General features: G+C 57.5%; 17 protein-coding genes, 1 tRNA gene and 3 pseudogenes. 8 read left to right on the top strand and 13 right to left on the bottom strand.

Annotation, left to right across the window (positions count from 1 at the left end; translation table 11 throughout):
* Positions 1–274 precede the first annotated feature (274 nt).
* Both HMPREF3096_RS09445 and HMPREF3096_RS09440 read right to left on the bottom strand, forming a co-directional pair.
* Positions 275–1,132, bottom strand: a complete 858-nt coding sequence (locus tag HMPREF3096_RS09445; RefSeq protein WP_004152190.1) for a MurR/RpiR family transcriptional regulator — start codon at positions 1,130–1,132, stop codon at positions 275–277.
* Positions 1,133–1,283: 151 nt separating this feature from the next.
* The gene (locus HMPREF3096_RS09440) at positions 1,284–3,197 is read right to left on the bottom strand and encodes a bifunctional 5-dehydro-2-deoxygluconokinase/5-dehydro-2-deoxyphosphogluconate aldolase (protein ID WP_012543073.1); all 1,914 of its coding nucleotides are present in this window, start codon (positions 3,195–3,197) and stop codon (positions 1,284–1,286) included.
* Positions 3,198–3,702: 505 nt separating this feature from the next.
* On the opposite strand from HMPREF3096_RS09440, the gene iolD reads away from it, so the two are divergent.
* From iolD to iolE, 4 genes are read left to right on the top strand one after another with little or no spacing between them, the layout of a single operon-like run.
* Positions 3,703–5,643, top strand: a complete 1,941-nt coding sequence (iolD, locus tag HMPREF3096_RS09435) for a 3D-(3,5/4)-trihydroxycyclohexane-1,2-dione acylhydrolase (decyclizing) (RefSeq protein WP_032731817.1) — start codon at positions 3,703–3,705, stop codon at positions 5,641–5,643.
* A 46-nt stretch (positions 5,644–5,689) separates the two neighbouring features.
* The gene (locus tag HMPREF3096_RS09430) at positions 5,690–6,703 is read left to right on the top strand and encodes a bifunctional inositol 2-dehydrogenase/D-chiro-inositol 1-dehydrogenase (RefSeq protein ID WP_004152192.1); all 1,014 of its coding nucleotides are present in this window, start codon (positions 5,690–5,692) and stop codon (positions 6,701–6,703) included.
* Positions 6,704–6,744: 41 nt separating this feature from the next.
* Positions 6,745–7,629, top strand: coding sequence for a sugar phosphate isomerase/epimerase family protein (locus HMPREF3096_RS09425; protein WP_004152193.1), 885 nt, complete (start codon positions 6,745–6,747; stop codon positions 7,627–7,629).
* Between the two features lie 23 nt (positions 7,630–7,652).
* Entirely contained in the window at positions 7,653–8,552 is a 900-nt protein-coding gene (gene iolE / locus HMPREF3096_RS09420) for a myo-inosose-2 dehydratase (RefSeq protein WP_002886970.1), read from the top strand.
* Between the two features lie 222 nt (positions 8,553–8,774).
* Here the strand turns inward: iolE and HMPREF3096_RS09415 are convergent, their stop codons facing one another.
* The 8 genes from HMPREF3096_RS09415 to HMPREF3096_RS09380 all read right to left on the bottom strand — a co-directional run bounded on the left by HMPREF3096_RS09415 (position 8,775) and on the right by HMPREF3096_RS09380 (position 17,155).
* Positions 8,775–10,085: an ABC transporter substrate-binding protein gene (locus HMPREF3096_RS09415; protein WP_032731819.1), complete on the bottom strand. Its 1,311-nt coding sequence runs from the start codon at positions 10,083–10,085 to the stop codon at positions 8,775–8,777.
* On the bottom strand, positions 10,078–11,151 hold the full coding sequence (locus tag HMPREF3096_RS09410) for an ABC transporter ATP-binding protein (RefSeq protein ID WP_032731821.1): 1,074 nt from the start codon (positions 11,149–11,151) through the stop codon (positions 10,078–10,080). The genes HMPREF3096_RS09415 and HMPREF3096_RS09410 overlap by 8 nt, the downstream gene beginning before the upstream one ends.
* Before the next feature lie 5 nt (positions 11,152–11,156).
* Positions 11,157–11,981 carry a phosphodiesterase gene (locus HMPREF3096_RS09405; protein ID WP_023339469.1) on the bottom strand — a complete coding sequence of 275 codons (825 nt, stop codon included), beginning with the start codon at positions 11,979–11,981 and terminating at the stop codon, positions 11,157–11,159.
* Positions 11,982–11,991: 10 nt separating this feature from the next.
* Complete coding sequence (locus HMPREF3096_RS09400; RefSeq protein WP_032731822.1) at positions 11,992–12,879, bottom strand: carbohydrate ABC transporter permease; 888 nt, start codon at positions 12,877–12,879, stop codon at positions 11,992–11,994.
* Positions 12,869–13,753 carry a carbohydrate ABC transporter permease gene (locus HMPREF3096_RS09395; RefSeq protein ID WP_004146807.1) on the bottom strand — a complete coding sequence of 295 codons (885 nt, stop codon included), beginning with the start codon at positions 13,751–13,753 and terminating at the stop codon, positions 12,869–12,871. Before HMPREF3096_RS09395 ends, HMPREF3096_RS09400 begins: the two co-directional genes overlap by 11 nt.
* 130 nt (positions 13,754–13,883) lie before the next feature.
* Positions 13,884–14,903 (bottom strand): NADPH-dependent aldehyde reductase Ahr, encoded by a 1,020-nt coding sequence (gene ahr / locus HMPREF3096_RS09390; protein WP_004178400.1) that lies wholly within the window; start codon positions 14,901–14,903, stop codon positions 13,884–13,886.
* Positions 14,904–15,014: 111 nt separating this feature from the next.
* On the bottom strand, positions 15,015–16,484 hold the full coding sequence (locus tag HMPREF3096_RS09385; protein WP_032731824.1) for a SulP family inorganic anion transporter: 1,470 nt from the start codon (positions 16,482–16,484) through the stop codon (positions 15,015–15,017).
* Positions 16,481–17,155 carry a carbonic anhydrase gene (locus tag HMPREF3096_RS09380; protein ID WP_032731826.1) on the bottom strand — a complete coding sequence of 225 codons (675 nt, stop codon included), beginning with the start codon at positions 17,153–17,155 and terminating at the stop codon, positions 16,481–16,483. Before HMPREF3096_RS09380 ends, HMPREF3096_RS09385 begins: the two co-directional genes overlap by 4 nt.
* 593 nt (positions 17,156–17,748) lie before the next feature.
* Here HMPREF3096_RS09380 and HMPREF3096_RS09375 point away from each other — a divergent pair.
* From HMPREF3096_RS09375 to HMPREF3096_RS28985, 4 genes and pseudogenes are all read left to right on the top strand, one after another.
* Positions 17,749–17,833 (top strand) — tRNA-Leu (locus HMPREF3096_RS09375).
* Between the two features lie 186 nt (positions 17,834–18,019).
* A pseudogene (locus HMPREF3096_RS09370) lies at positions 18,020–19,285 on the top strand (tyrosine-type recombinase/integrase).
* A gap of 215 nt (positions 19,286–19,500) precedes the next feature.
* Positions 19,501–20,354: pseudogene (locus HMPREF3096_RS09365) on the top strand (phosphorothioated DNA-binding restriction endonuclease).
* Positions 20,355–20,412: 58 nt separating this feature from the next.
* Positions 20,413–20,624, top strand: a pseudogene (locus HMPREF3096_RS28985) (hypothetical protein); the annotation flags it as partial.
* Between the two features lie 132 nt (positions 20,625–20,756).
* Here HMPREF3096_RS28985 and HMPREF3096_RS31390 read toward each other — a convergent pair.
* From HMPREF3096_RS31390 to HMPREF3096_RS09355, 3 genes are all read right to left on the bottom strand, one after another.
* Complete coding sequence (locus HMPREF3096_RS31390) at positions 20,757–21,557, bottom strand: DUF6615 family protein (RefSeq protein ID WP_228294734.1); 801 nt, start codon at positions 21,555–21,557, stop codon at positions 20,757–20,759.
* 14 nt (positions 21,558–21,571) lie between these two features.
* The gene (locus tag HMPREF3096_RS09360) at positions 21,572–22,123 is read right to left on the bottom strand and encodes a hypothetical protein (protein ID WP_228294735.1); all 552 of its coding nucleotides are present in this window, start codon (positions 22,121–22,123) and stop codon (positions 21,572–21,574) included.
* A gap of 5 nt (positions 22,124–22,128) precedes the next feature.
* Positions 22,129–22,452 (bottom strand): type I restriction enzyme endonuclease domain-containing protein (locus HMPREF3096_RS09355; RefSeq protein ID WP_141749326.1); only part of this gene is annotated, 324 nt, incomplete at its 5' end.

Genomic DNA, 22,452 nt, shown 5'->3' with positions numbered 1-22,452 from the left:
GACATAACGCAGACGATTAACCGGGAGCGCAATGTGCGTTGAAATCACATGCGACAAACGCTTTTCCCGGATTAATAAAGTTGCATACCAATAACATTATCTCTGGCACCCCGCAGGCGCATATACCTTAGGCCCGGCAAGCGCAGCGCCGCCGGGCAGTCAGGCACCGTACCCGTGGCTGTGCCGGATGGCGGCATAAATGCCTTATCCGGCCTACGAGATCCTCCCGCAGGCTTATACAACTCCGCCGGGTCACCGACGCCTGCGGCTTATCTCACGCCTTCTGCTTGGCCTCGGACTCCTGGCTGCTGTTCAGCGCCAGCGAAACCGCCAACGTCTGGGCCAGACACAGGGAAGCAACCTGCGAGCGGAAGCCATCCACCTGCGCTTCACGCACCACAAAGCAGACATCGCTGAAGGCCGCCAGCGGGCTGACCTGACTGTCGGTGATCGCGATCTGCCGCGCTTTGCGCTGCGCGCCCAGCTCCACCAGCTCGACCACTTCCCGGGCGTACGGCGAGAAGCTCACCGCCACCACCACGTCTTTCGGGCCGACCAGACTCAGCTGCTCGGTGAACATGCCGCCGAGGCCGTCGATCAGAAAGGCTTTGCGATCGAGGTGGCGCAGCGCATAGGTCAGATAGGAGGCGACGCTGAACGACCGGCGCAGGCCAATGACGTAGATATTTTCCGCTTCGCCCAGCAGGGCCACCGCGCGCTCCAGATCATCGCTGGAGGTCTGCATCGCCAGCTGCTGCAGGGCCTGGTTGTTCACCATCGTGAACATATTGAGGATTTCCGTCGGCGTTTCCGGCGGGCTGGACTCATCGCTGGTGGTCTGGCGGAACAGACGGGCGCGCTCGGTATAGTTGGCGGTCTCTTCCATCAAATGTTGCTTGAACATCTGTTTCATTTCGTTAAAGCCGCTAAAGCCGAAGGCGTTGGCAAAACGAATCAACGTGGAAGGGGGAACATCCGCCTGTTGCGCAATGGAGGCCACGGTATCGAAAGCCACGCTATTGCTGTTATCAAGGATATAGCGGGCGACCTGTTTCAGGCGTTTGCTTAATGTATCGTAGCGACGCCTGATTTCATCCTGCAGGATGGTCAGCTGTGTTGGGTTATTGGCCATAGAGTGCGCTCTGAGAAAATGGAAGGAATATGGCTTCCAGTGTACCAAATGAAGCGAATTTTTCATTTATTGCGACGAAATACGCGATTCATTTCACGAAGAAACAGAAAAACGCCCGCTCCGCAAGGTGACGGAGACGGGCGTCGGGGGATCAGCGGCGGGCTTCGCGCCAGTAGCCAATAAGCGTCAGGTAGTTGCGTTTCACTTCCTCTATCAGGGCCTCATCGCTGAGCTCACCCTGCATCCAGCGCCGCGACGGCAGGCCAAAGATGGTGCGCCCAACGGCGAAACCTTTGATCATCGGGTGTGCGGCCGCCTCGGCGAAACCGGCGCGCAGTTTGTCGGAAGGCGCGTCGAGGCCGAGGATCAGGATCCCGCGGCTCCACGGATCTTCGCGCTCGATAAGGGCGGTGATCTGCTGCCAGCTGGCGCTGGAGAGCGGCGGCAGCTTCCACCAGTCCGGCTTGATCCCCAGCTGATAGAAGTGTTCCAGCATGGTGTGGTAATGGCGCTCGTCTTTGTCCGGGCCATTTTCCGGCAGGATCACCTCCAGCAGCAGCTCATGGCCTGACTTGTTACAGGCCTGCCACACCTCGAGCAGCAGGGCGTCCTGCTCTTCACGCAGCGCCGCCGGGTCGGCAGGATGATAGAAGACCAGGCATTTGACGACATGCTCCAGCGGCCAGTCGATCAGCTGCGAGCCGATGTTGCCATGCTCCAGACGCAGCGGTCGCGAGCTGGGCAGCTCGATGGGGCGGCCGATCCACCAGCCCTTGCCGGTAATGGCGTTCAGCGCACGCTGGCCATAGGTGCCGTCGGCCAGAATGCCGCTGCGCTGATCGAGACCCGCCTCCTGCGCCGCCGCTTCGGCCGCGGCTAACAACAACAGCTTGAGCTGCGGAATGCAGGCTTCATCGCGCCCGGTCTCCCGTGCCAGGTCGGCCAGCTGTTTGCGATGGTCGAAGGCGAAAATGCACAGCTCCGGCCACTGCTGACGGCGGCTGGTGACCCGGTGCAGGTGGTTGAGGCGCTCGTCGACGTCCGGGCGCGGCACCGATTCGGCACGCAGCAGGTAGTCATCGAGTTCGACTTTGGTCGGCATCGCCGGCGCGCAGCCGTGGCGGGAAACCACCAGCGCGCCGCAGGCGTTGGCGTAACGGCAAGCCTGCTCCCAGCCTTCGTCGTTGAGCCAGCCGCGCAGCAGGCCCGACATAAAGGCATCCCCGGCGCCCAGCACGTTGAGAACCTCCACGCGCACGCCCTGCTGCAGCGGCACCTGGTCCCAGCTGTCCGGGATATCGCCTTCCAGCACCACGCAGCCCATCGGCCCGCGCTTGCAAACGAGGGTGGCTTTGGTGGCATTGCGCACATTTTTCAGCGCGGTCAGGGTATCGGTGCTGCCCCCGGCAATATGAAACTCTTCTTCGGTTCCCACCACCAAATCGAACAGATGCAGCACTTCCTGCAGCTGGCTGGTGACCGGCCCGGACTCAATGAAACGGGTTTCGCCATCGCCGAGCGAGGTGAGCCCCCACAGCACCGGACGGTAATCGATATCCAGCGCGGTACGCAGGCCGTGACGACGAGCGTATTCCAGCGCCTTCAGCACCGCGGCGCGGGTGTTGGCGTGCGACAGGTGGGTGCCAGTCACCGCCAGCGCCCGGGAGGAGGCAATATACTCCTCGCTAATGTCGTCAGGCGTTAAGGCCATATCGGCGCAGTTATCGCGGTAGAAAATCAGAGGGAAGGTCTCCTGATCCTTAATCCCCAGCATCACCAGCGCGGTCAGGCGGGATTTGTCGGTGATCAGATACTCCGTATCCACCCCGGCGCGGTTGAGCGTTTCACGCAGGAAACGGCCGTTGTGTTCATCGCCAACGCGCGCCAGCATGGCCGATTTCAGCCCCTGAATCGCGGTGCCAAAGGCCACGTTGCCGGAGGAGCCGCCCAGATATTTCGCGAAACTGGCAACGTCTTCTAGCCGCGAACCGATCTGCTGGGCATAGAGGTCGACGGCCACCCGACCTATACAGATGACGTCGAGCCGCTTTACTGCTGCATTCATAGCTAGGATTTCCTTTTTGGTGTCTGCTGCCTGGAAGGGTCGGGATCCCGACGTCGACTCCGTGAACAGCCTGAGGGTTATTGGTTACCCTTAGTTTGAGAAATAAATATTTCATTTGCAAACTCGTTCGAAATTAAAAAACCAAAAGTGTGAGGGATCTACCACTCTGCCGCACTGAGCCTCGCGCGAGCGTGGATCGGCCCCTCTGTCGCCCCAGGGGAAAGTGAAACGCCGGAAGCGGTTTCTTTACCTATGATTTTTAAGGGGATATTGTCGTGTGGCGCGGCAAAAAAGGGTCCGAAAACGTGTCTGGAATGTAAGTGAAACGTATGAAATGGGTAGAGAGTTTGATCCCTCTCGCAAAATGAAATATTTCTTCTGTATTTGTATTTAATGAAAAAAATGTTTGCCTATAATCCACAGGTATTCCAGTGACGTGAACGACGGCCCCGGCGGCATCGGCGCGACGCCACACACAAATACTGAACAATAAGGATTGTGCATCATGGGCAAACTGAGACTGACAACGGCGCAGGCGCTGGTGAAGTTCCTCGATAACCAGTACCTGGAAGTGGATGGCGTAGAGCTGAAATTCGTGAAAGGCATTTTCGCGATTTTCGGCCATGGCAACGTCCTGGGGCTGGGGCAGGCGCTGGAGCAGGACAGCGGCGATATGCGCGTCTATCAGGGGCGTAACGAGCAGGGGATGGCCCACGCGGCCACCGGTTTTGCCCGCCAGGCCCTGCGCCGGCAGATTATCGCCTGCACCTCCTCCATCGGTCCGGGAGCGGCCAACATGATCACCGCCGCCGGCACCGCCAGCGCCAACCGCATTCCGCTGCTGTTGCTGCCAGGCGATGTTTTCGCCACCCGCCAGCCGGACCCGGTGCTCCAGCAGATTGAACAGAGCTACGATCTCAGCATCAGCACCAATGACGCTTTCCGCGCAGTCAGCAAATACTGGGACCGTATTACCCGCCCGGAACAGCTGATGAGCGCCTGCATCAACGCCATGCGCGTCCTGACCGACCCGGCGGAAACCGGCGCGGTGACGCTGTGCCTGCCGCAGGATGTGCAGGGTGAAGCCTGGCACTACCCGGAATCCTTCTTTGCGCGCCGCGTGCACCGTCTCGACCGCCGCCCGGCCAGCGCCGCGCAGTTGGCGGACGCCGTTGCGGCCATCAAAGCCAGCCGTAAACCGCTGATCGTCTGCGGCGGTGGGGTGAAATACTCCGGCGCGGGCGAAGCGCTGTCCCGTTTCGCCGAGCGCTACGGGGTGCCCTTCGCCGAAACTCAGGCCGGGAAGGGGACGGTGGTCTCGTCTCACCCCCTGAACGTCGGCGGCGTCGGCGAGACGGGCTGCCTGGCGGCGAACCTGCTGGCGAAAGAGGCCGACCTGGTGATCGGCGTCGGCACCCGCTTCAGCGATTTTACCACCGCCTCGAAATGGATTTTCCAGCACCCGGAGGTGCGTTTCCTGAATATTAACGTCAGCAACTTCGACGCCTGGAAGCTGGACGGCATTGCCATGCTGGCGGACGCCCGGGAAGCGATGACCGCCCTCGACGCGGCGCTGGCGGACAGCGGCTGGCAGGCCGGCTGGGGCGCGCAGATCGAGAGCGTGCAGAGCCGTCAGTTAAAAGAGACCCAGCGCGTCTACCAGGCGGTGTGGCAGGAAAAATCCTTTGTGCCGGAGATCGACGATCACCTCGATCGTGAATCGGTGTATCGCGAGTTCCGCCAGATCACCGACTCCACCCTGACCCAGAGCAGCGTCCTTGGGGTACTGAATGAAACGCTGCCGGCCGAGGCGGTGATCGTCGCGGCGGCGGGCAGCCTGCCAGGCGATCTGCAGCGCGTCTGGCGCAACCGCGCGGAAAACACCTACCACGTGGAGTACGGCTACTCCTGCATGGGATACGAAGTCAACGCGGCGCTGGGCGTGAAGCTGGCGCAGCCGCAGAGCGAAGTCTACTCCCTGGTCGGCGATGGCTCCTTCATGATGCTGCACTCTGAGCTGGTCACCTCCCTGCAGGAGCGGGCGAAGATCAACGTCGTGCTGTTCGACAACATGGCCAACGGCTGCATCAACAACCTGCAGATGGAACATGGGATGGACAGCTTCGGCACCGAGTTCCGCTACCGCCAGCCGGAAACCGGCCAGCTGCAGGGCGGCCTGGTGCCGGTGGACTTCGCCACCATCGCCGCCGGCTACGGCTGCAAAACCTGGCGCGTCACCACCCTGGACGAACTGCGCCACGCGCTGGACGCCGCCCGTCGCGAAACGGTCAGCACCCTGATTGATATTAAAGTGCTGCCGAAGACCATGGTGCACAAATACGGCAGCTGGTGGAACGTCGGAGTCGCCCAGACGGCGCTCTCTGAGCGGATCCGCAAGGTGGCGCAAATGATTAATGAAAAGCGCGCCCAGGCGCGTGATTACTAAAACGAACCTCTACCCTGAATCCTACAGACTTACGGAGAAAACCATTATGTCGCTCAAATTAGGTGTCATCGGCGCTGGCGCTATCGGTAAAGAACACATCCGTCGCTGCACCCAGGTTCTGCAGGGCGCCACCGTTGTGGCGGTGTCTGATATCAATGCCGACAACGCCCGTGCGGCGGTCGCGCTGCCGGGCGTGCAGGCGGAAGTCTACGCCGACGGCCACGACGTGATTAACGCCAGCGATGTCGATGCCATCCTGGTCACCTCCTGGGACCCGACCCACGAAGAGTACACCCTGGCCGCCATTGCCGCTGGTAAGCCGGTGTTCTGCGAAAAACCGCTGGCGATGTCTGCGGAAGGCTGCCGTCGCATCGTCGATGCCGAAATGAAGGCCGGCCGTCGTCTGGTGCAGGTTGGCTTTATGCGCCCGTACGACGAAGGCTATCTGGCGCTGAAAAAAGTGATCGACGATGGCGATATCGGCGCGCCGCTGATGCTGCGCTGCGCCCACCGCAACCAGTCAGTCGGCGAGAACTACACCACCGATATGGCGATCACCAACACCCTGATCCACGAGCTGGACGTGCTGCGCTGGCTGCTGAACGATGACTACCGTTCCGTGCAGGTGCGCTTCCCGCGCTCCACCTCGCACACCCATGCGCGCCTGAAAGATCCGCAGATCGTCTCCTTTGAAACCAAAAAAGGCACCCTGATCGACGTCGAAGTGTTCGTGAACTGCCAGTACGGGTATGACATCCAGTGCGAAGTGGTCGGCGAAACCGGGATTGCCCGTCTGCCGGAGCCGTCTGCCGTCCAGATGCGTAAGTCCGCCAGCCTGTCGACTGCCATTCTGACCGACTGGAAAGACCGCTTTATCAAAGCCTACGACGTCGAGCTGCAGGCCTTTATCAACGACGTCAAAGCCGGCCAGCTGCACGGCCCGTCGGCCTGGGACGGCTACGCGGCGTCGGTGGCGGCGGACGCCTGCATTAAAGCGCAGGGAACCAGCGAGCCGGTTGAGGTGACGCTGCCTGAGTGCCCGGCATTCTACAAACGTTAAGCGCGTTTTGCTGACGGAACTTCTTTGCACAGGTAACGACGATGAAAATTGCCTTTGATGTGGATGTCATTAAGGACCTCGGGATCACCCGCATGGTCCATCAGGTAGCAGAGTGGGGCTACAAGTACATTGAACAGTCGCCGCACCCGCAGATTAACCCGTTCTACAAGCACCCGCGCGCCAGCCGGGAGATCATGGCGGAGTACAAGCAGGCGCTGCGCGATACCGGCCTTGAGCTGTCGTCGTTTATCTGCGTCTACCGCTGGTCCGGCCCGGACGAACTGCGCCGTCAGGCGGCGGTGAAAAACTGGAAACGGCTGGTGGAAATCGCGGTGGAGATGGGCGTTCAGGTGATCAACACCGAGTTCTCCGGCGATCCGAATCAGCCCGAAATCTGCGATGAAATGTTCTATCGCTCAATGGAAGAGCTGTTGCCAATTTTTGAGCGGGAAGGCATCCGCGTGGAGATCCAGGCGCATCCCTGGGATTTCTGCGAAGAGAACAATGAAACCGTTGATATTGTGAAGTCGTTCCGCAGCGATAACGTGAAGTACGTCTACAGCGTGCCGCACACCTTTTTCTACGACAAAGGCGTCGGCGACGTGGCGAGCATGCTGCGCTATGCCGGGAGCGATCTCTCCCATGTCCTGATTGCGGATACCCGCAACCATACGAAACATTGCCGCTATATCGTTAACCCGCCGGGCGTGGATGCCGTGGTGCACCAGCACGTAGGCGTCGGAGAAGGGGACGTGGATTTCGACGCGCTATTCCGCACCCTGCGCGAAATGAAATTCGCCGAGCAGACCTTCAAGGTCGGTGGGGAGCCGATTGTCGCCACCTCGCTGTTTGGCTACCCGGAAAAAATGAAATACCAGGCAGTGGAAACCCGTGAACTTATTGAACGTGAATTGCTGCGCCGCTAAGGCGCAGCGGCAGGAGCCCTACTATGAACAAAGATAACGTCAAACTGGCTATCGCCCCGATCGGCTGGACTAACGATGATATGCCGGAGCTCGGCAGCGAAAACACCTTCCAGCAGATCGTCAGCGAAATGGCGCTGGCTGGCTTTACCGGCAGCGAAGTCGGCAGCAAATATCCGCGCGACCCGGCGGTCCTCAAGCCGATGCTGGACATCCGCGGCATTCAGATCTGCAACGCCTGGTTCAGCACCTTTTTCGCCAACGGCCAGCGGGAAAAAACCATTGATGAATTCGTCAATCACATGAACTTCCTTCATGCGATGGGGGCGAAAGTGATTGGCTGCTCCGAGCAGAGCGGCAGCATCCAGGGGCTGGATAAACCGATCCTCGGCGATGCGAAGCCGTGCTTCAGCGACGAAGAGTGGCAGCGGGTAGCGGAAGGCTATAACACCCTCGGCCGCCTGGCGGCGGAGAAGGGGATGCAGGTCTGTCTGCACCACCACATGGGCACCGGCATTCAGACCACCGCGGAAATCGACAAATTTATGTCGCTGGTGGACGAGCGCGTCTTCCTGCTGTTCGATACCGGCCATGCCTGGTATTCCGAAGGCGGCGAAGCGCCGATGCTGGCGATCCTCAAAAAGTATCTGCCGCGCATCAACCACGTTCACCTGAAAGACGTCCGTCCGCCAGTGATCGACCAGGTGCGCCGCGACGGCCTGTCGTTCCTCGACGGCGTGAAAAAAGGCACCTTCACCGTCCCGGGCGACGGGGTGATCGATTTCCGTCCGGTGTTCAAGCTGCTGGACGACTTTGGCTATAAAGGCTGGATGGTGGTGGAAGCCGAGCAGGATCCTGCTCTGGCCAATCCTTTCGAATACGCCGTCAAAGCGCGCAAATATATCCGCGAAACGGCAGGGATCTAATCGTTGTGACATTTTCAGGCCATACCGGGTATGGCCTGCTTTTTTTCCTTTCACAACCGGACTCAGGGCTTAACCACGGCGCCGTACCGTCCCCTCTCCCGGATTCAGGGCTCAACCACGGCGCCGGACAGTTCCCTCTCCCGGACTCAGGGCTCAACCACGGCGCCGTACCGTCCCCTCTCCCTCAGGGAGAGGGCCAGGGTGACGATGACGGGTAACGCGTCACTTCACTTCCGCCAGCGCGGTCTTATCCACATAAGGTTTCATCAGCGCGTCGGCTTCCTTCTGCGCCGCCTGAACCGCCGCTTCCGGCGTTACTTTGGCATCATTGACCACCGCCGCCAGCTGGTTCTCCATCGCCTTACGCACCGCCACGGTCTCCCAGGTGGAGTACCACGGATGGGCGTACTTCAGCTGCTCAAGCGCGATCGCCGCCCGCGGATCCTGCTGCAGATAGGCCTTCATCTCCGGCGTATCGTATGACGCCTTGCGCGGCGAGAAGTAGCCGGTAAAGCGGCTCCACGCGCCGTTCACGTCGGGGCTCACCAGATAGGTCAGGAACTGATACGCCGCTTTCTTCTGCGCCTCGTTGATGCCTTTAAAGCTCACCAGGCTGGCGCCGCCGATCGGCACCGCGCGCTGCTCTTTGGCCGGCAGCATCGCCACCCCAAGCTCAAAATCTTTGCTGTTCTCGCGCATAAAGCCCAGCGCGCCAGTGCTGAGCATCGCCATCCCGAGCTTACCGGAGAAGAACGCGGCGCTGATCTGCTTCGAGTTCAGCACCCCGGACGGCATTACCTTGTCCTTGTAAATCAGATCCTGCCAGAAGCGCAGGGCGCCGATGGCGGTCGGCGAGTTGTAATAGACCTCGCCAGGATAGTCTTCGTTAAAGTATTTCCCGCCGTTGGCGCGTACCAGCGCCGAGAAGATCCAGCCGCCGTAGTCGTCGTTGGTCGACGGCAGCATGATCCCCCACTGGCCTTTGCTTTCGTCGGTCAGCTTTTTGGCATCGGCCAGCAGCTCGGCCCAGGTCTGCGGCGGCTGTTTGATCCCGGCCTGATCGAACATCGTCTTGTTGTAGTAGAGGATCGGCGTCGAGTTATGGAACGGGATCGCATAGGTGGTGCCCATCACCTGGGCGTTCTTATGCATCGCGGGCCAGAATTCCTTTTGCAGAAAATCGCCAGCCTTTTGATCGCCATATTTAAACAGCTCGTCCATCGGCAGGATCTCATCCTTCAGCGCCAGATCGGTGGTGAAGTTGGCGGACATGATCACCAGCGCCGGCGGCTGGCCGGCCTTCTGCGCCGATTCGGCTTTGATCTTGGTGGTGTCGTAGTTGCCGGTGAAGATCCCGCGCACTTCGACATCCTGCTGCGAGTCGTTGAATTGCTTAATGACGCGGGTCATCTCCATCGTCAGCTTGCCGTCTACCGGCGCCGGGAACATGAAGTCTATTTTCTCTTTCGCCAGCGCCGCGCCGCTCAGGGCGAGGCTGAGCCCAACCGTCAGGGTGGTGAGGGGGTTAAACATGATTACACTCCATCAGTAAATTATGCTGGGTCTCAGCATGAAAAAGATGCACATCGGCAGGCGAAAAGCCGACCAGTAGCGACTCGCCTTTCTCCGGCACCGTGCCGCGGTGGCGGCGGCTAAAGCGCAGGGTGCCGATCGGGGTGCTGACGTGGAGCAGGTAATCGGCTCCCATCAGTTCTCGTTGCAGAACGGTGGCCGGCAGGCGCAGATGGCCCTCCTCCACGCGGTCGGTAATATGTTCCGGGCGAACGCCCAGCCAGACGTGGGTCTGATCACGGTGGCGCGGCGGCAGCGGATGGCGCTGTTCTCCCAACAGTACTGCTCCGTCGACGCAGGGCAGCGACAAGAGGTTCATCGCCGGCGAACCGATAAATCCGGCGACGAACAGGTTGGCCGGATTGGCATACAGATACTCCGGACGCCCGACCTGCTGTACGTGGCCGCCGTTCATTACCACGATGCGGTCGGCCATCGACATCGCCTCGGTCTGGTCGTGGGTCACATAGATGGTGCTGGTTTTCAGCTGCTGATGGAGGGCCATAATGCTGTCGCGCACTTCGCTGCGCAGGCGGGCGTCGAGGTTGGAGAGCGGCTCGTCCATCAGGAACAGCCGCGGATTGCGCACGATCGCCCGGGCCATCGCCACCCGCTGGCGCTGGCCGCCGGAGAGCTTCGCCGGTTTGCGGTCGAGCAGCGCCTCCAGCTGCAGCATCTGCGCCACTTTATCCACCCGCGGCTGCCAGCTGCTTTTCTCTTCCTTGCGCACCTTCATGCCGAAGGTGATGTTGTCGCGCACCGACAGATGGGGGAACAGGGCATAGTTCTGGAAGATCATCGCGAAGTTGCGCTCGCGCGGCGTGGTGGCGGTAATGTTCTCATCATGCAGCCAGATTTGGCCTTCGCTGACCTGCTCCAGCCCGGCGAGCAGGCGCAGCAGGGTGCTTTTCCCGCAGCCCGACGGGCCGACCAGCACCACGAATTCGCCTTCGTGAATATCCAGCGACAGGGCGCTGAGCGCCGGTTTGCCGTCGAAACGTTTACTGATATTTTGCAGACTGAGCATGGCGGTTAGCGCTCTTCCGTTGGGCAACTGATGTTTTCGTCGTACAGCCAGGGGCCGGCGTAGTGGGCCAGCGAGTGCTGGTAGCTCACCCACTGATCGCCGACCTGACGGTGCATCAGGCACGACGCCGGGGAGAGGTCGTAATAGGGCCGGGTGTCTTCGTGGCAGTACGGCACCTGATGGACGGTGCCGGGAATGGTGGAGATCAGCGCCTGGCGATACTGGGTCATGGTCAGGCTGTGGTTATGGCCGCAGAAGATGCGCGTCAGCGACGGGAAACGCTCCACCAGCGCCAGCAGACGGTGGCCGTTTTCGCAGGCAATCGGGTCCATCTGCGCATTGCCCAGCGGCAGCGGCGGGTGGTGCATAAACACCGTTGCCGGTTTGTCGCCGCCCTCGAACAGCTGCGCCTCCAGCCAGCTGATGGTCTCGTCGGTCAGCCAGCCTTTTGACGTGCCGGCGCGACTGGAGTCGATAAACAGCAGGCGGGTGGCGAAGTCATCCACGGCATAGCGCATATTTTGCGGATCGTTGCCCAGCTGCGGGCACAGCGGGTGAAGATGCTCCAGAAAATGGGCTTTGTCGTCGTGGTTGCCGGGGATCAGATACAGCGGATAGTTCAGGCTGCCGAGGATCTGGCGGGCCACCTGATACTCCTCCGGGCGGCCGCAGTTGACGATATCCCCGCTCACCACCACCGCGTCCGGGCGCTCGCGCAGCGCGTTAAGCTGGGAGACCACGTCGGCGTTGGCGGCATTGACGTCGATAAAGCCGTACAGCTTCTCGCCGCGGCTGCGGAAATGGGTATCGGAAATGTGCGCTAACAGCATGAATCACTCCTTATTTGATCCCGGAGAAGCCGAAGCTCCGCAGGAACTGTTTCTGAAAAAGGATGAACGCCAGCATCAGCGGCAGGCAGACCATCAGCGTCCCGGCGCCGATGGTGCCCCACTGGCCGCCGGATTCGGCGCCCATGGCGAAAGAGACCAGCCCGACGGTCAGCACCTGCTTATCGGGATCGTTGAGCATCATCAGCGGCCACAGGTACTCGTTCCAGTGGTAGGTAATGCTGACGGTGGCGAAGGCCAGCACCGACGGCCAGGACATCGGCAGTAGCACGCGGAACAGCACCTGCCACCAGCGGCAGCCCTCCATCAGCGCCGCCTCCTCCAGCTCTTTCGGGATGGCGAGGAACGCCTGACGCATCAGGAACACGCCGAACGCCGAGGTGAAGTAGGGCATCATCACCCCGGTGAGGGTGTTGAGCAGGCCGAAGGTTTTCAGGGTCAGCATGTTCGGCACCATCATCACCACCGGCATGATCATCAGCTGCACCAGGAACAGGAGAAACAGCGTCTGCTTGCCGCGAAATTCGTGACAGGCGAAGACGTACCCGGCGGTGGTGATGGTCAGCAGCTGCACGAAGAAGGTGCCGAAGGTGAAGATAATGGTGTTGGCATACAGGCTCAGCCAGTCGGCGCTCTGCCAGGCGTCGCGGAAGTTATCGAGGGTCAGCGGCAGGCGGGGCAGCAGCGACGCCATATCGTCACCGAAGGTGGTAGCGCTGAACGAGGTCGCCAGCATCCAGATAAATGGGCTGACCCACAGCAGCGCCAGGCAGCACATTAATACTGTCAGCGTAAAGGGCGACGAGCGGCGCAGGCGCAGCCACAGCGGACGGGCGGCGGCGGGCGTGCGGACCAACAGCGGCGAGATTTCAGCGCTCATAGTGGGCTCCTTTCTCCAGCAGTTTCAGGTTAATCAGCGAGAAGGCGAACAGCCCGGCCAGGGTCAGGAAGGTGGCGGCGGAGGCTTTGCCGAGGTCGTGGGTATCCCAGGCGAGATTCTGGATGTAATAGAGCAGCACGGTGGTGGCGTTGTCCGGCCCGCCGCGGGTCATCACCGCCACGTGGTCGATCTGGGTGATGGAGTAGATCAGCGCGGTGGTGATCACAAAGCTTAGCGTCGGGCGCAGCAGCGGTAACGTGACCTTAAAAAAGACCTGCGTGCGGGTAGCCCCCTCCATCAGCGCCGCTTCCCGCGTCGAGGCCGGAATGCTCTGCAGCCCGGCGAGGAAAAACAGCATGTAGTAGCCGGCGAACTTCCATACGCCGATCAGCGCCAGGGCCAGCAGCGCGCTGTTGCTGCGCCCCAGCCAGTTGTTGTTCATCGGCCCGAACAGCTTCGCCAGATAGTGGTCGAGCAGGCCGAGGCCGGGCATAAAGATAAACAGCCACAGCGCGGCGGCGCTGACCATCGGGATAATCATCGGGAAGAAGAAGGCGGTGCGCAGCCAGCGGTTGACGCGATGGTTCTCGCTCAGGGCGACCGCCAGCAGCAGGGCGAGGGTCACCCCGGGCACTACCGTCAGCAGGATATAGAGCAGGTTATTGCCCAGCGACTGCCAGAAGACGTTATCGGCAAACAGGCGGGCGAAGTTATCCAGCCCGACGTACTGCGCGCCGTCGCTGGCCATGCGGGTATCAAACAGGCTGTCATACACCGAACGCCCCAGCGGGAACCAGGTAAACAGCAGTAAAAACAGCAGGGAAGGCGACAGGATCAGCCAGGGAAGCCAGGTCTTTCTCATGGTGACGCGCATCTCGTTCAGCCATTTATCGAAGCCCGGATTGTGGGAAGCAATGACTACAGAGGCATGGCGGGGAGATGACGGTTTGATGAAGCGACGGGGAAAACGCCGGGCGAGCGGGCCGCCCGGCGGGAGAGAACCATCAGAAGTCGGCTTTCAGCACCGCGCGGTAGCGGGCTTTGCCTTCGCGAACGTGCTTCAGCGCTTCGTTAATCTGCGACATCGGGAACAGCTCGGTGGTCGGAGCCACTTTGCTGCGCCCGGCGAACTTCATCAGCGTGCGCAGTTCGGACGGGTTACCGGTCGCCGAGCCGGAGATACTGCGGTCGCCGCCGATAAGGGTAAATGCCGGCACCGGGAACGGCTTCATCACCGCGCCGACGGTATGGAAGTTGCCGCCGTAGGCCAGGGCTTCGAAGTACGGCTGCCAGTCGAGGTCCACCGCCACGGTGTTGATGATCAGGTCAAACTGACCGGCCAGCGCTTTTAAGGCTTCAGGATCGCGGCTGTTCACCACGCGATCGGCGCCCATCGCCAGCACTTCCTGCTCTTTCGCCGGGTTGGAGCTGAAGGCGGTCACTTCCGCGCCCATCGCCCGCAGCAGCTTAATGGCGATATGGCCGAGGCCGCCGATGCCGATCACCCCGACGCGGCTGGTGGCGGTGACGTGGTGGGTCAGCAGCGGTTTAAAGACGGTGATGCCGCCGCACAGCATCGGGCCGGCGGACGCCAGATCGATGCTCTCCGGCAGGGGGATCACCCACTGCCAGTCAGCGCGCAACTTATTGGCGAAGCCGCCGCGGTTAAGAATGGTCGGCACCGAGCCTTCCAGGCAGTTGATCTGATTGCCGCTGATGCAGGCGTCGCAATGGCCGCAGCTGCGCGCCGTCCAGCCGATGCCGACCTTCTGGCCAATCTTCAGCCCTTTATCCTGCGCCGCGCTGCCCAGCGCCGCCACCCGGCCAATCACCTCGTGACCGGCCACCAGCGGGTAGCTCGACATCCCCCATTCGTTGTCGATCATCGACAGGTCCGAATGGCAGATCCCGCAGTATTCCACTTCAACTTCGACATCTTCCGGCTGCAGCTCGCCGGCATCGTATTCCCACAGCGACAGATCGGCGCCCGCTTCTTTGGCGGCGTAGCTTTTAATGATGCTCATGTTCATTTCCTTGGGGTTGGCGTGATAACCCAGAAAGTGTAGAGCATGGTATTCCCCGGCGCTTGGCAATCGGAGGGGTCGCGCAGCGGGCGGACCAGCCGCCCGTTAAGGTCAGCGGCTGGCCAGCGGCCACTGATTAAGCTGGATGCCGCGCTGCGGGGCGTTCTCGGCAAAATCATCCAGCACCGCCTGCACGTCCGGGTCGAGATAGCCGACGCTGTCGTGCTCGACGATCACCACGCTCTTTTCCGGAATTTTCGCCAGCAGGGCCAGCAGATGCGGATTGTGCATAAAGGTCAGATTCTGCTGGATGCGCAGCACGTAGTGGTCATCGTAGCGCGCCAGCTGCAGCGAGTGGCGATGGCTGCGCCAGAGGCTGAACGCCATCTGGGTGGCAAGACCAATCCCGATCCCCGCCAGCATGCCGAAGGCAATAATCCCGCCGATGGTGGCGAGGAACGGAACGTACTGCGCCGCCCCCTGGCGGAACTGCTCGATGAACAGCCGCGGCGTCGCCAGCTTATAGCCGGTATACAGCAGCACGGCGGCGAGGCTGGCGAGCGGGATCAGGGTCAGCAGGCCGCTGAACCACAGGCCGCAGATCAACAGCAGGACGCCGTGGATAAAGATCGACAGTTTACTTTGCGCGCCGTTACTGACGTTCACCGAGCTGCGGACGATCACTGCGGTGATCGGCATCGCCCCCAGCACGCCGGAGAGCAGGTTACCGACGCCCTGGGCGACCATTTCGCGGTTCGGCGAAGGCGGCGGATTTTGCGGGCGCAGCTTTTTCAGCGCCTCCTGGCTGAGCAAGGTTTCGAGGCTGGCGACCAGCGCCAGGGTCACCGCCACCACCCACACCGACGGATTGCGCCACGCGCTCCATGCAGGAGACTCCAGCTCGCCCAGCAGATCGCCGAGGCTGCCGAACGCCGGCAGGGTGATGCGCGGCAGAGCGGCCAGCTGCTGCGGCGCAAAATGGGTCAGCAGCAGGGTGATCACGCAGCCGAGCAGGACGGCGATCAGCGGCCCGGGGATCCAGCGCAGGCTCTTCACCCGGCGGATAAGCGGCGAACCCCACAGCCAGAGCACCAGCAGGCCGCCCGCGGCGACGGCCATCGCAGTGACGGAGAAAGCGGCATTGCCCTGCACCACTTCGGCAAGCCCGGTCTCTTCCGCCGTGCCAAGCGCGACGGGGATCTGCTGCATAATCAGCAGGATGCCGATCGCCGCCAGCATGCCTTTGATGACGCTGGCGGGAACCAGCGAGATAAAGCGCCCGGCCCGCAGAATGCCGAACAGCAGCTGCAGCACGCCGGCCAGCACCAGCGCCATCAGGAAGACGGAGAAGGAACCCAGGGATTCAATGGCGGCGACGACGATGGTGACCAGTCCGGCGGCGGGGCCGCTGACGGCGAAGCGGGAGGGGCTGAGGGCGGTGACGACCAGGCCGCCGATGATGCCGGTCAGCAGGCCAACGAAGGGCGGTAAGCCGCTGGCCTGGGCGATGCCGAGGCACAGCGGCAGGGCGACAAGGAAGACGACGATGCCGGCGAGAGAGTCCTGACGAAACGTATTCATGGGGCGTGCTCCTGCGGTGAGAGGTGTTCGACGAGGGTGGTTAAATGGCCGGAAGCCAGGTCGTAGACGCAGCCGTGCAGGCTGAGGGGCCGCCCGCTGGCGATCACCGTCTGCACCGGTTCACTCTCCAGCAGACGGACGAACTGGGCGCGAACGTTGGCTTCCACCAGGGCGTCCAGCGCATGGCGAGAGCGCTCCGCGTCAGTGCTGGCGCTGGCGCCGGGGGAGGCCGCAACACAACAGTCATTGGCGCTCTGCGCAATTTCGTGATGCAGGGTGTGGCGCAGCTGGCCGATGCGGCGAGCCAGCGCCGAGGACTCCTGCGCCAGCGGCAGGGTGGGCAGGGAGAGCGCCGCCTGCACGCCGCCGCAGCCGTAGTGGCCGCAGAGCACCACCCGCTCCACCTCAAGGTAGTGGAGGGCATACTGCAGGACGCTCATGACGTTGTCGTCGGCGGGATCGAGCATGTTGGCGATATTGCGGTGGACAAAGAGCTCGCCGGGCTGACTGCCGGTGAGCACCTCGGCGGGCACGCGGCTGTCGGAGCAGCCGATCCACAGCGAGTGGGGCCGCTGCCCGTCGACCCATTTTTCGAAATAGTCCGGGTCATGCTGACATTTCTGCAGCGCCCAGCTGCGGTTGCGGGCCAGCAAAGGTTTTAACGTCGTCACAAGTATTCTCCTGAGTTAATTCATCGAGTGAATATGTCCATCAAGACTCGTACAGCGACTAGTAAAAATAGTGTTTACCGGAACCCTTCACGCCTGAGGAAAATCCTGGAATAAACGGCAAAAAGAAAACTTTTCATTAATGTAAAGTTATAAAAATATTGATGAAATTAATGTTTTGCCGCGGAGCGGATGAATAACTAAAAGGCATTGGCTAAAACTTTCTGGAATATATGGGAATGGTGGCGGGTGGGGTTGGGGGAATAGTTGGGGAGTGGATATTGGGCATTTGTTTGAGGAGAGATGGATTGTGATAGGGATGCAGGTGAGAGTGAAATGAGAAAAATTTGAGATAAGTTTGACTGGGGTTTGGGGGCACTGGAAGAGAAGGGGGGATGGCTGGCAGGTGGAGCTGGGTTTGCGGGAGGGGGCAGTGGTGATTGCTGGTGGCATTGGCGCCCTGGAATGGCGGTAAAAAGTGACGCCGCGCAGGATAGCGCTGTTTTTTTCAACACTTAGCGCAATGGCGACACGCTGTCGCTTGCATGGCCGCCGCCGACAGGTATAATCCAGAACGTTTCCGCATCCCCTTCAGTGCCGAAGTGGCGAAATCGGTAGACGCAGTTGATTCAAAATCAACCGTAGAAATACGTGCCGGTTCGAGTCCGGCCTTCGGCACCAAAAGCATGTAAATGGACCTCAACTGAGGTCTTTTTTTATGTCTAAAATCCAGTATTTATCTACCTTTCCCGCTATATTAACTCTCTCAAGGTCAACCGACATCAACGTACATCTACCAACAGATGTTGGTATAGATGATGGTATTTCCGGTTCGATAATGCTTGTACCAACAGGGAGGGGATAAGCATGGCTCTAACAGATATCAAAGTCAGAACAGCCAAGCCGACGGATAAGCAATACAAACTGACCGATGGCAGCGGTATGCACCTGCTTGTCCATCCTAATGGTTCAAAATACTGGTGTTTGCAGTACCGCTTTGGCTGAAAGCAAAAGATGCTGGCTTTAGGGGTTTACCCTGACGCATCTCTTGCAGATGCAAGAGCTCGTCGCGACGAAGCGCGTAAGCTACTAGCGAATGGCGTCGATCCGGGAGACAAAAAGAAAAATGATAAGGTTGAACAGAGTAAAGCACGAACCTTTAAAGAGGTAGCGATCGAGTGGCATGGCACCAATAAAAAGTGGTCTGAAGATCACGCCCATCGTGTGCTAAAAAGTCTGGAAGATAATCTCTTTGCAGCGCTTGGTGAACGTAATATCACTGAGTTAAAAACGCGCGATTTATTAGCGCCCACTAAAGCCGTAGAGATGTCTAGACGTCTTTAGATTGCTACTCGTCTTCAACAGCGCACTACGGCCATCATGCGTTATGCAGTGCAAAGTGGGTTAATTGATTATAACCCGGCACAAGAGATGGCTGGGGCGGTTGCTTCCGGTAATCGACAACATCGTCCGGCGTTGGAATTAAAGCGCATCCCTGAGTTGCTTGAGAAAATAGATAGCTATACCGGCAGGCCGCTAACCCGCTGGGCGACAGAACTCACTCTGCTTATCTTTATTCGGTCCAGTGAGCTGCGTTTTGCTCGCTGGTCAGAAATCGATTTTGAAACGTCAATGTGGACCATCCCGCCTGAGCGAGAGCCTATTCCTGATGTGAAACATTCTCAGCGAGGTTCAAAGATGCGTACACCGCATCTGGTGCCGCTTTCAAAGCAGGCGCTGGCGATCCTGAAGCAGATAAAACAGTTCTGTGGCGAACATGAGCTGATTTTCATTGGCGATCATGATCCGCGTAAACCAATGAGTGAAAACACCGTAAATAGTGCGCTATGGGTGATGGGATATGACACTAAGGTTGAGGTTTGCGGCCACGGCTTCCGTACAATGGCCTGTAGTTCGTTAATTGAGTCAGGACTATGGTCGTAGGATGCGGTTGAAAGGCAGATGAGCCATATGGAACGCAATTCGGTGCGGGCGGCGTATATCCATAAAGCGGAACATCTGGACGAACGCAAGCTGATGTTGCAGTGGTGGGCGGATTTTCTGGATGCCAATCGAGGGAAAGGGATTACGCCGTTTGACTATGCAAAGATCAACAGGGGTAATGGCGAGTGAGTTGAATGCCTTTATTTCTCGGTTGATTTTTAAATTAAAATGACCAACCAGCCCGTTTAGGACTGGTTGGTCGCTGTATTTTTTACCGTTGTTATCAGAATTCCATCTGCCAGGTATATAGTCGCCAGACAAAAAGGACGTCTGCAATAATGCCTTGAGTGTACATAAAGTTGCGAGCATCATCGCAAATATGTGCTCATGGATTCTTCAACGTAATGACCTCTGACAAAACCCTAAAGCAAGCGATATCAAATATCACCATTTGGCGCAAAGGCGAACAGCGTGCGCCACATAAGCCATTATTGCTGCTGCACGTCCTTTCACGCTATCGGCAGGGTCATGAGCGCCTGTTTAACTATAGTTCTGAAATCTACGAGCCCCTGTTGGATCTTCTGGAACGTTATGGACCGCAGCGCCGTGACCAGCGCCCGGACATGCCGTTCTGGCGTCTGAAGGGCGATGGCTTCTGGGAACTACAAAACGCGGAACTGTGCTCAACCAATGGTAGCCGCCAGCCGCCCCGTCGTGAACTCACCGAATATAATGTCGCGGGTGGATTTGATGCCGACAATTTTGCTTTGGTGGCAAAAAATCACAGGTTAATTGATACGCTGGCGCAACAGCTTCTGGAGGCGCATTTCCCAGCCAGTATTCAGGAAGACATCGCTGACGAGATGGGTTTTGACATTCGCACTTCTCTCCGTCAATGCGATCCGAAATTCCGCCAGATGGTGCTACGTGCTTACAATTATCAGTGCGCTATCTGCGGCTTTAACATGCGCCACGACAATGCGCCGATTGCTCTGGAAGCTGCCCATATCAGATGGAAGCAGCACCATGGCCCTTGTGAAGTACCTAATGGCTTGGCATTGTGCGCAATCCATCATAAAGCGTTTGATCGTGTGGTTCGTTTGGTTTGGATGAAAACATGCGTGTGATGGTTTTAGGTGCGGTAAATGGTGGTGGGGTGGTACAGCGGCTGTTCTGGGATTTTGCGGGAAAAGCGATTGCGTTGCCGCCGGTTAAAGAAAATTATCCGGGCGAGCAGTTTTTGGAATGGCACAGGTAAGAGGTGTTTAGAGGGGAGCATTGATCTGAGGTAGGGCAGTTATTTTGCATGTGGTATACAAACCATTCTGCATGAGCAGGGCTTTAACTCAGCGTGGATTGAAACGCAGCTTGCGCATATTGATAAGAATGCGCTTCGTGGCACGCATCGTATAACCATGCGCAGTATCTTGATGGGCGTAGGGAAAAGATGCAGTGGTATGCTGATTATATTGGGGATTTGAGGAAAAGAGGGGGGAGGGAAGATATCATGAGGCACCTAGACGGTTAGATATCTAAACATCTAAAAATAAAAATCAGCCTGTCGAGTCATAAGAATATGGTTGACGGCTGATTATTTATATAAGTTATTTATATTCTAATTGCATCTCTATTTAATGATATATATATCAAATAGTTAAGTTCAGTCTGCTAAATTAGTTGGCCTTTCGTTTGTATTTATAAGTAATATCCGCTTAGGATAAAAACCCAACTCGTGATTATAATATTCATTAGGTATTTGCCCACAGCTATTTAAGTGACCCATTTGACTAAGCCACTCCCAGGGATCTGGATAAATTTTAGCCTCAACGCCAAAACAATGGACTTTGGCTATTTTACTTTTTTCAGAGATAGTAGCAATGTTCAGACATTCAGCAAGGCATCTCAAAGGGACTGTATCAGGGAACTGATGTATTGCTTCAAATGTTCTGTACCCTCTATTTTTAATAGCATACTTTACATTCTGTAACGAGGTAACAGTACAACCAAGCTTTGTTAATTCAAAAGGTAATGGGCAATTCCATCTCGTTGGATAATTACAAGGATCAAGATGATTGTAAAAAGCATATAAAGGAATCGCCTGATTCACATGTGCATACTGTTCTAAAATATCATGCTGAAATAATGCTTTTGATCCTACGCCTACTTTATGATTTAAAGATGAATAACGATTGGTTTTTGCATCAAGTTTTTTCGCCTGAACTGCATAGCGTAAATAGCCATGCATACGGTTTCCAATCCACCATTCCCAATCAGTGCCTTTAACACTTTCCATGTTTTTAGGGGTCTGGATAATTTTTATTTCTGAAAGATTTTGTGATGCAAGATATAGTAAAATATTATCAGTTAACGTTTCCTCGCCTTGGATTATATTATATTTTTTCCCATTCGCAAGCCTCTTCCATACATCATCACTGATGATATTTAAATGGTTAATTAACATTCTAGCACCTTACGTTACAAAGCGAAATACAATAAACTCAAAAAAGAACCGAAAATAAAAACATGCCGAAATATTGCAGTTGCCACTAATTCATCTAGACGAACCCCCTTCCATGATGAACCTCTCCAGCCTAGCTGAAATAACGTTGACCATGACAAACTAAACAAACCACAAAAACTACAAACATTACTCCAATTTATAGAGTAGTTGAAATTAAAATTCCCAAGATAAAAACCAATAACAGTTACAATTAAAAATATAATGAACATTATTGAGAGTGACATAAGACATGCCTTCCTTAAGTCATCGGTATATTCATCAAATTTATTTTTGTGATGTTCTATATTTGAGTCATACTTCCCTAACTCCCACTCTGATTTTTTATCTGGCCTATCAAGTTCAAATGCCATCTCGTTGATAGCGCCAAGCGTAATAAACCTTTCCTTACTGAAGAAAAAATAAAACATTGCTTTATAAATATTTGCTTTTTCAGGTAACTGTGCTGTATTCATATCTATCACAAAAAAATAAAAATGAAGATGTTGACAACAAGAAACTGTCAACATGAGATTTACACCGTCCAATGATTCGAAATAACTTCCGCTTGTTTTAATATTAACTCCACCGCACCCGCTGTTTTATCCGGTGGATATTTGTACTTACGCAGCGTCTGGCGTACCAGAACCCGTAATCTTGCCCGCACGCTGTCTCGTACTTGCCAGTCTACGGTGGTGGATTTACGCAGTTGCCGTGTGACCTCAATCGCCAGCTTTCTGAGCGTGTCGTCGCCAAGTTCACGTACTGCACTTTCATTTTCGGCTAACGCATCGTAGAAGGCGATTTCATCCGGGTTCAACCCCAGCGCGGCTTTGTTGAATAAATCGAACTTTTGCTG

Source organism: Klebsiella sp. HMSC25G12 (assembly GCF_001807705.1).
Taxonomy (GTDB): domain Bacteria; phylum Pseudomonadota; class Gammaproteobacteria; order Enterobacterales; family Enterobacteriaceae; genus Klebsiella; species Klebsiella variicola.
The sequence above is the reverse complement of the archived record's forward strand: the minus strand, read 5'-3'. Positions and strand labels throughout refer to the sequence as shown.

Excerpts from the sequence above, each read along its gene's own strand:
- HMPREF3096_RS09395 (WP_004146807.1), bottom strand. The coding sequence starts at position 13,753 with ATGCGCGTCACCATGAGAAAGACCTGGCTTCCCTGGCTGATCCTGTCG.
- ahr (WP_004178400.1), bottom strand. The coding sequence starts at position 14,903 with ATGAGCATCATTAAAAGCTACGCCGCCAAAGAAGCGGGCGCCGATCTG.
- HMPREF3096_RS09425 (WP_004152193.1), top strand. The coding sequence starts at position 6,745 with ATGAAAATTGCCTTTGATGTGGATGTCATTAAGGACCTCGGGATCACC.
- HMPREF3096_RS09400 (WP_032731822.1), bottom strand. The coding sequence starts at position 12,879 with ATGAGCGCTGAAATCTCGCCGCTGTTGGTCCGCACGCCCGCCGCCGCC.
- HMPREF3096_RS31390 (WP_228294734.1), bottom strand. The coding sequence starts at position 21,557 with ATGTTAATTAACCATTTAAATATCATCAGTGATGATGTATGGAAGAGG.
- iolD (WP_032731817.1), top strand. The coding sequence starts at position 3,703 with ATGGGCAAACTGAGACTGACAACGGCGCAGGCGCTGGTGAAGTTCCTC.
- HMPREF3096_RS09410 (WP_032731821.1), bottom strand. The coding sequence starts at position 11,151 with ATGCTCAGTCTGCAAAATATCAGTAAACGTTTCGACGGCAAACCGGCG.
- HMPREF3096_RS09430 (WP_004152192.1), top strand. The coding sequence starts at position 5,690 with ATGTCGCTCAAATTAGGTGTCATCGGCGCTGGCGCTATCGGTAAAGAA.
- iolE (WP_002886970.1), top strand. The coding sequence starts at position 7,653 with ATGAACAAAGATAACGTCAAACTGGCTATCGCCCCGATCGGCTGGACT.
- HMPREF3096_RS09405 (WP_023339469.1), bottom strand. The coding sequence starts at position 11,981 with ATGCTGTTAGCGCACATTTCCGATACCCATTTCCGCAGCCGCGGCGAG.
- HMPREF3096_RS09440 (WP_012543073.1), bottom strand. The coding sequence starts at position 3,197 with ATGAATGCAGCAGTAAAGCGGCTCGACGTCATCTGTATAGGTCGGGTG.
- HMPREF3096_RS09385 (WP_032731824.1), bottom strand. The coding sequence starts at position 16,484 with ATGAATACGTTTCGTCAGGACTCTCTCGCCGGCATCGTCGTCTTCCTT.
- HMPREF3096_RS09360 (WP_228294735.1), bottom strand. The coding sequence starts at position 22,123 with ATGTTGACAGTTTCTTGTTGTCAACATCTTCATTTTTATTTTTTTGTG.
- HMPREF3096_RS09415 (WP_032731819.1), bottom strand. The coding sequence starts at position 10,085 with ATGTTTAACCCCCTCACCACCCTGACGGTTGGGCTCAGCCTCGCCCTG.
- HMPREF3096_RS09445 (WP_004152190.1), bottom strand. The coding sequence starts at position 1,132 with ATGGCCAATAACCCAACACAGCTGACCATCCTGCAGGATGAAATCAGG.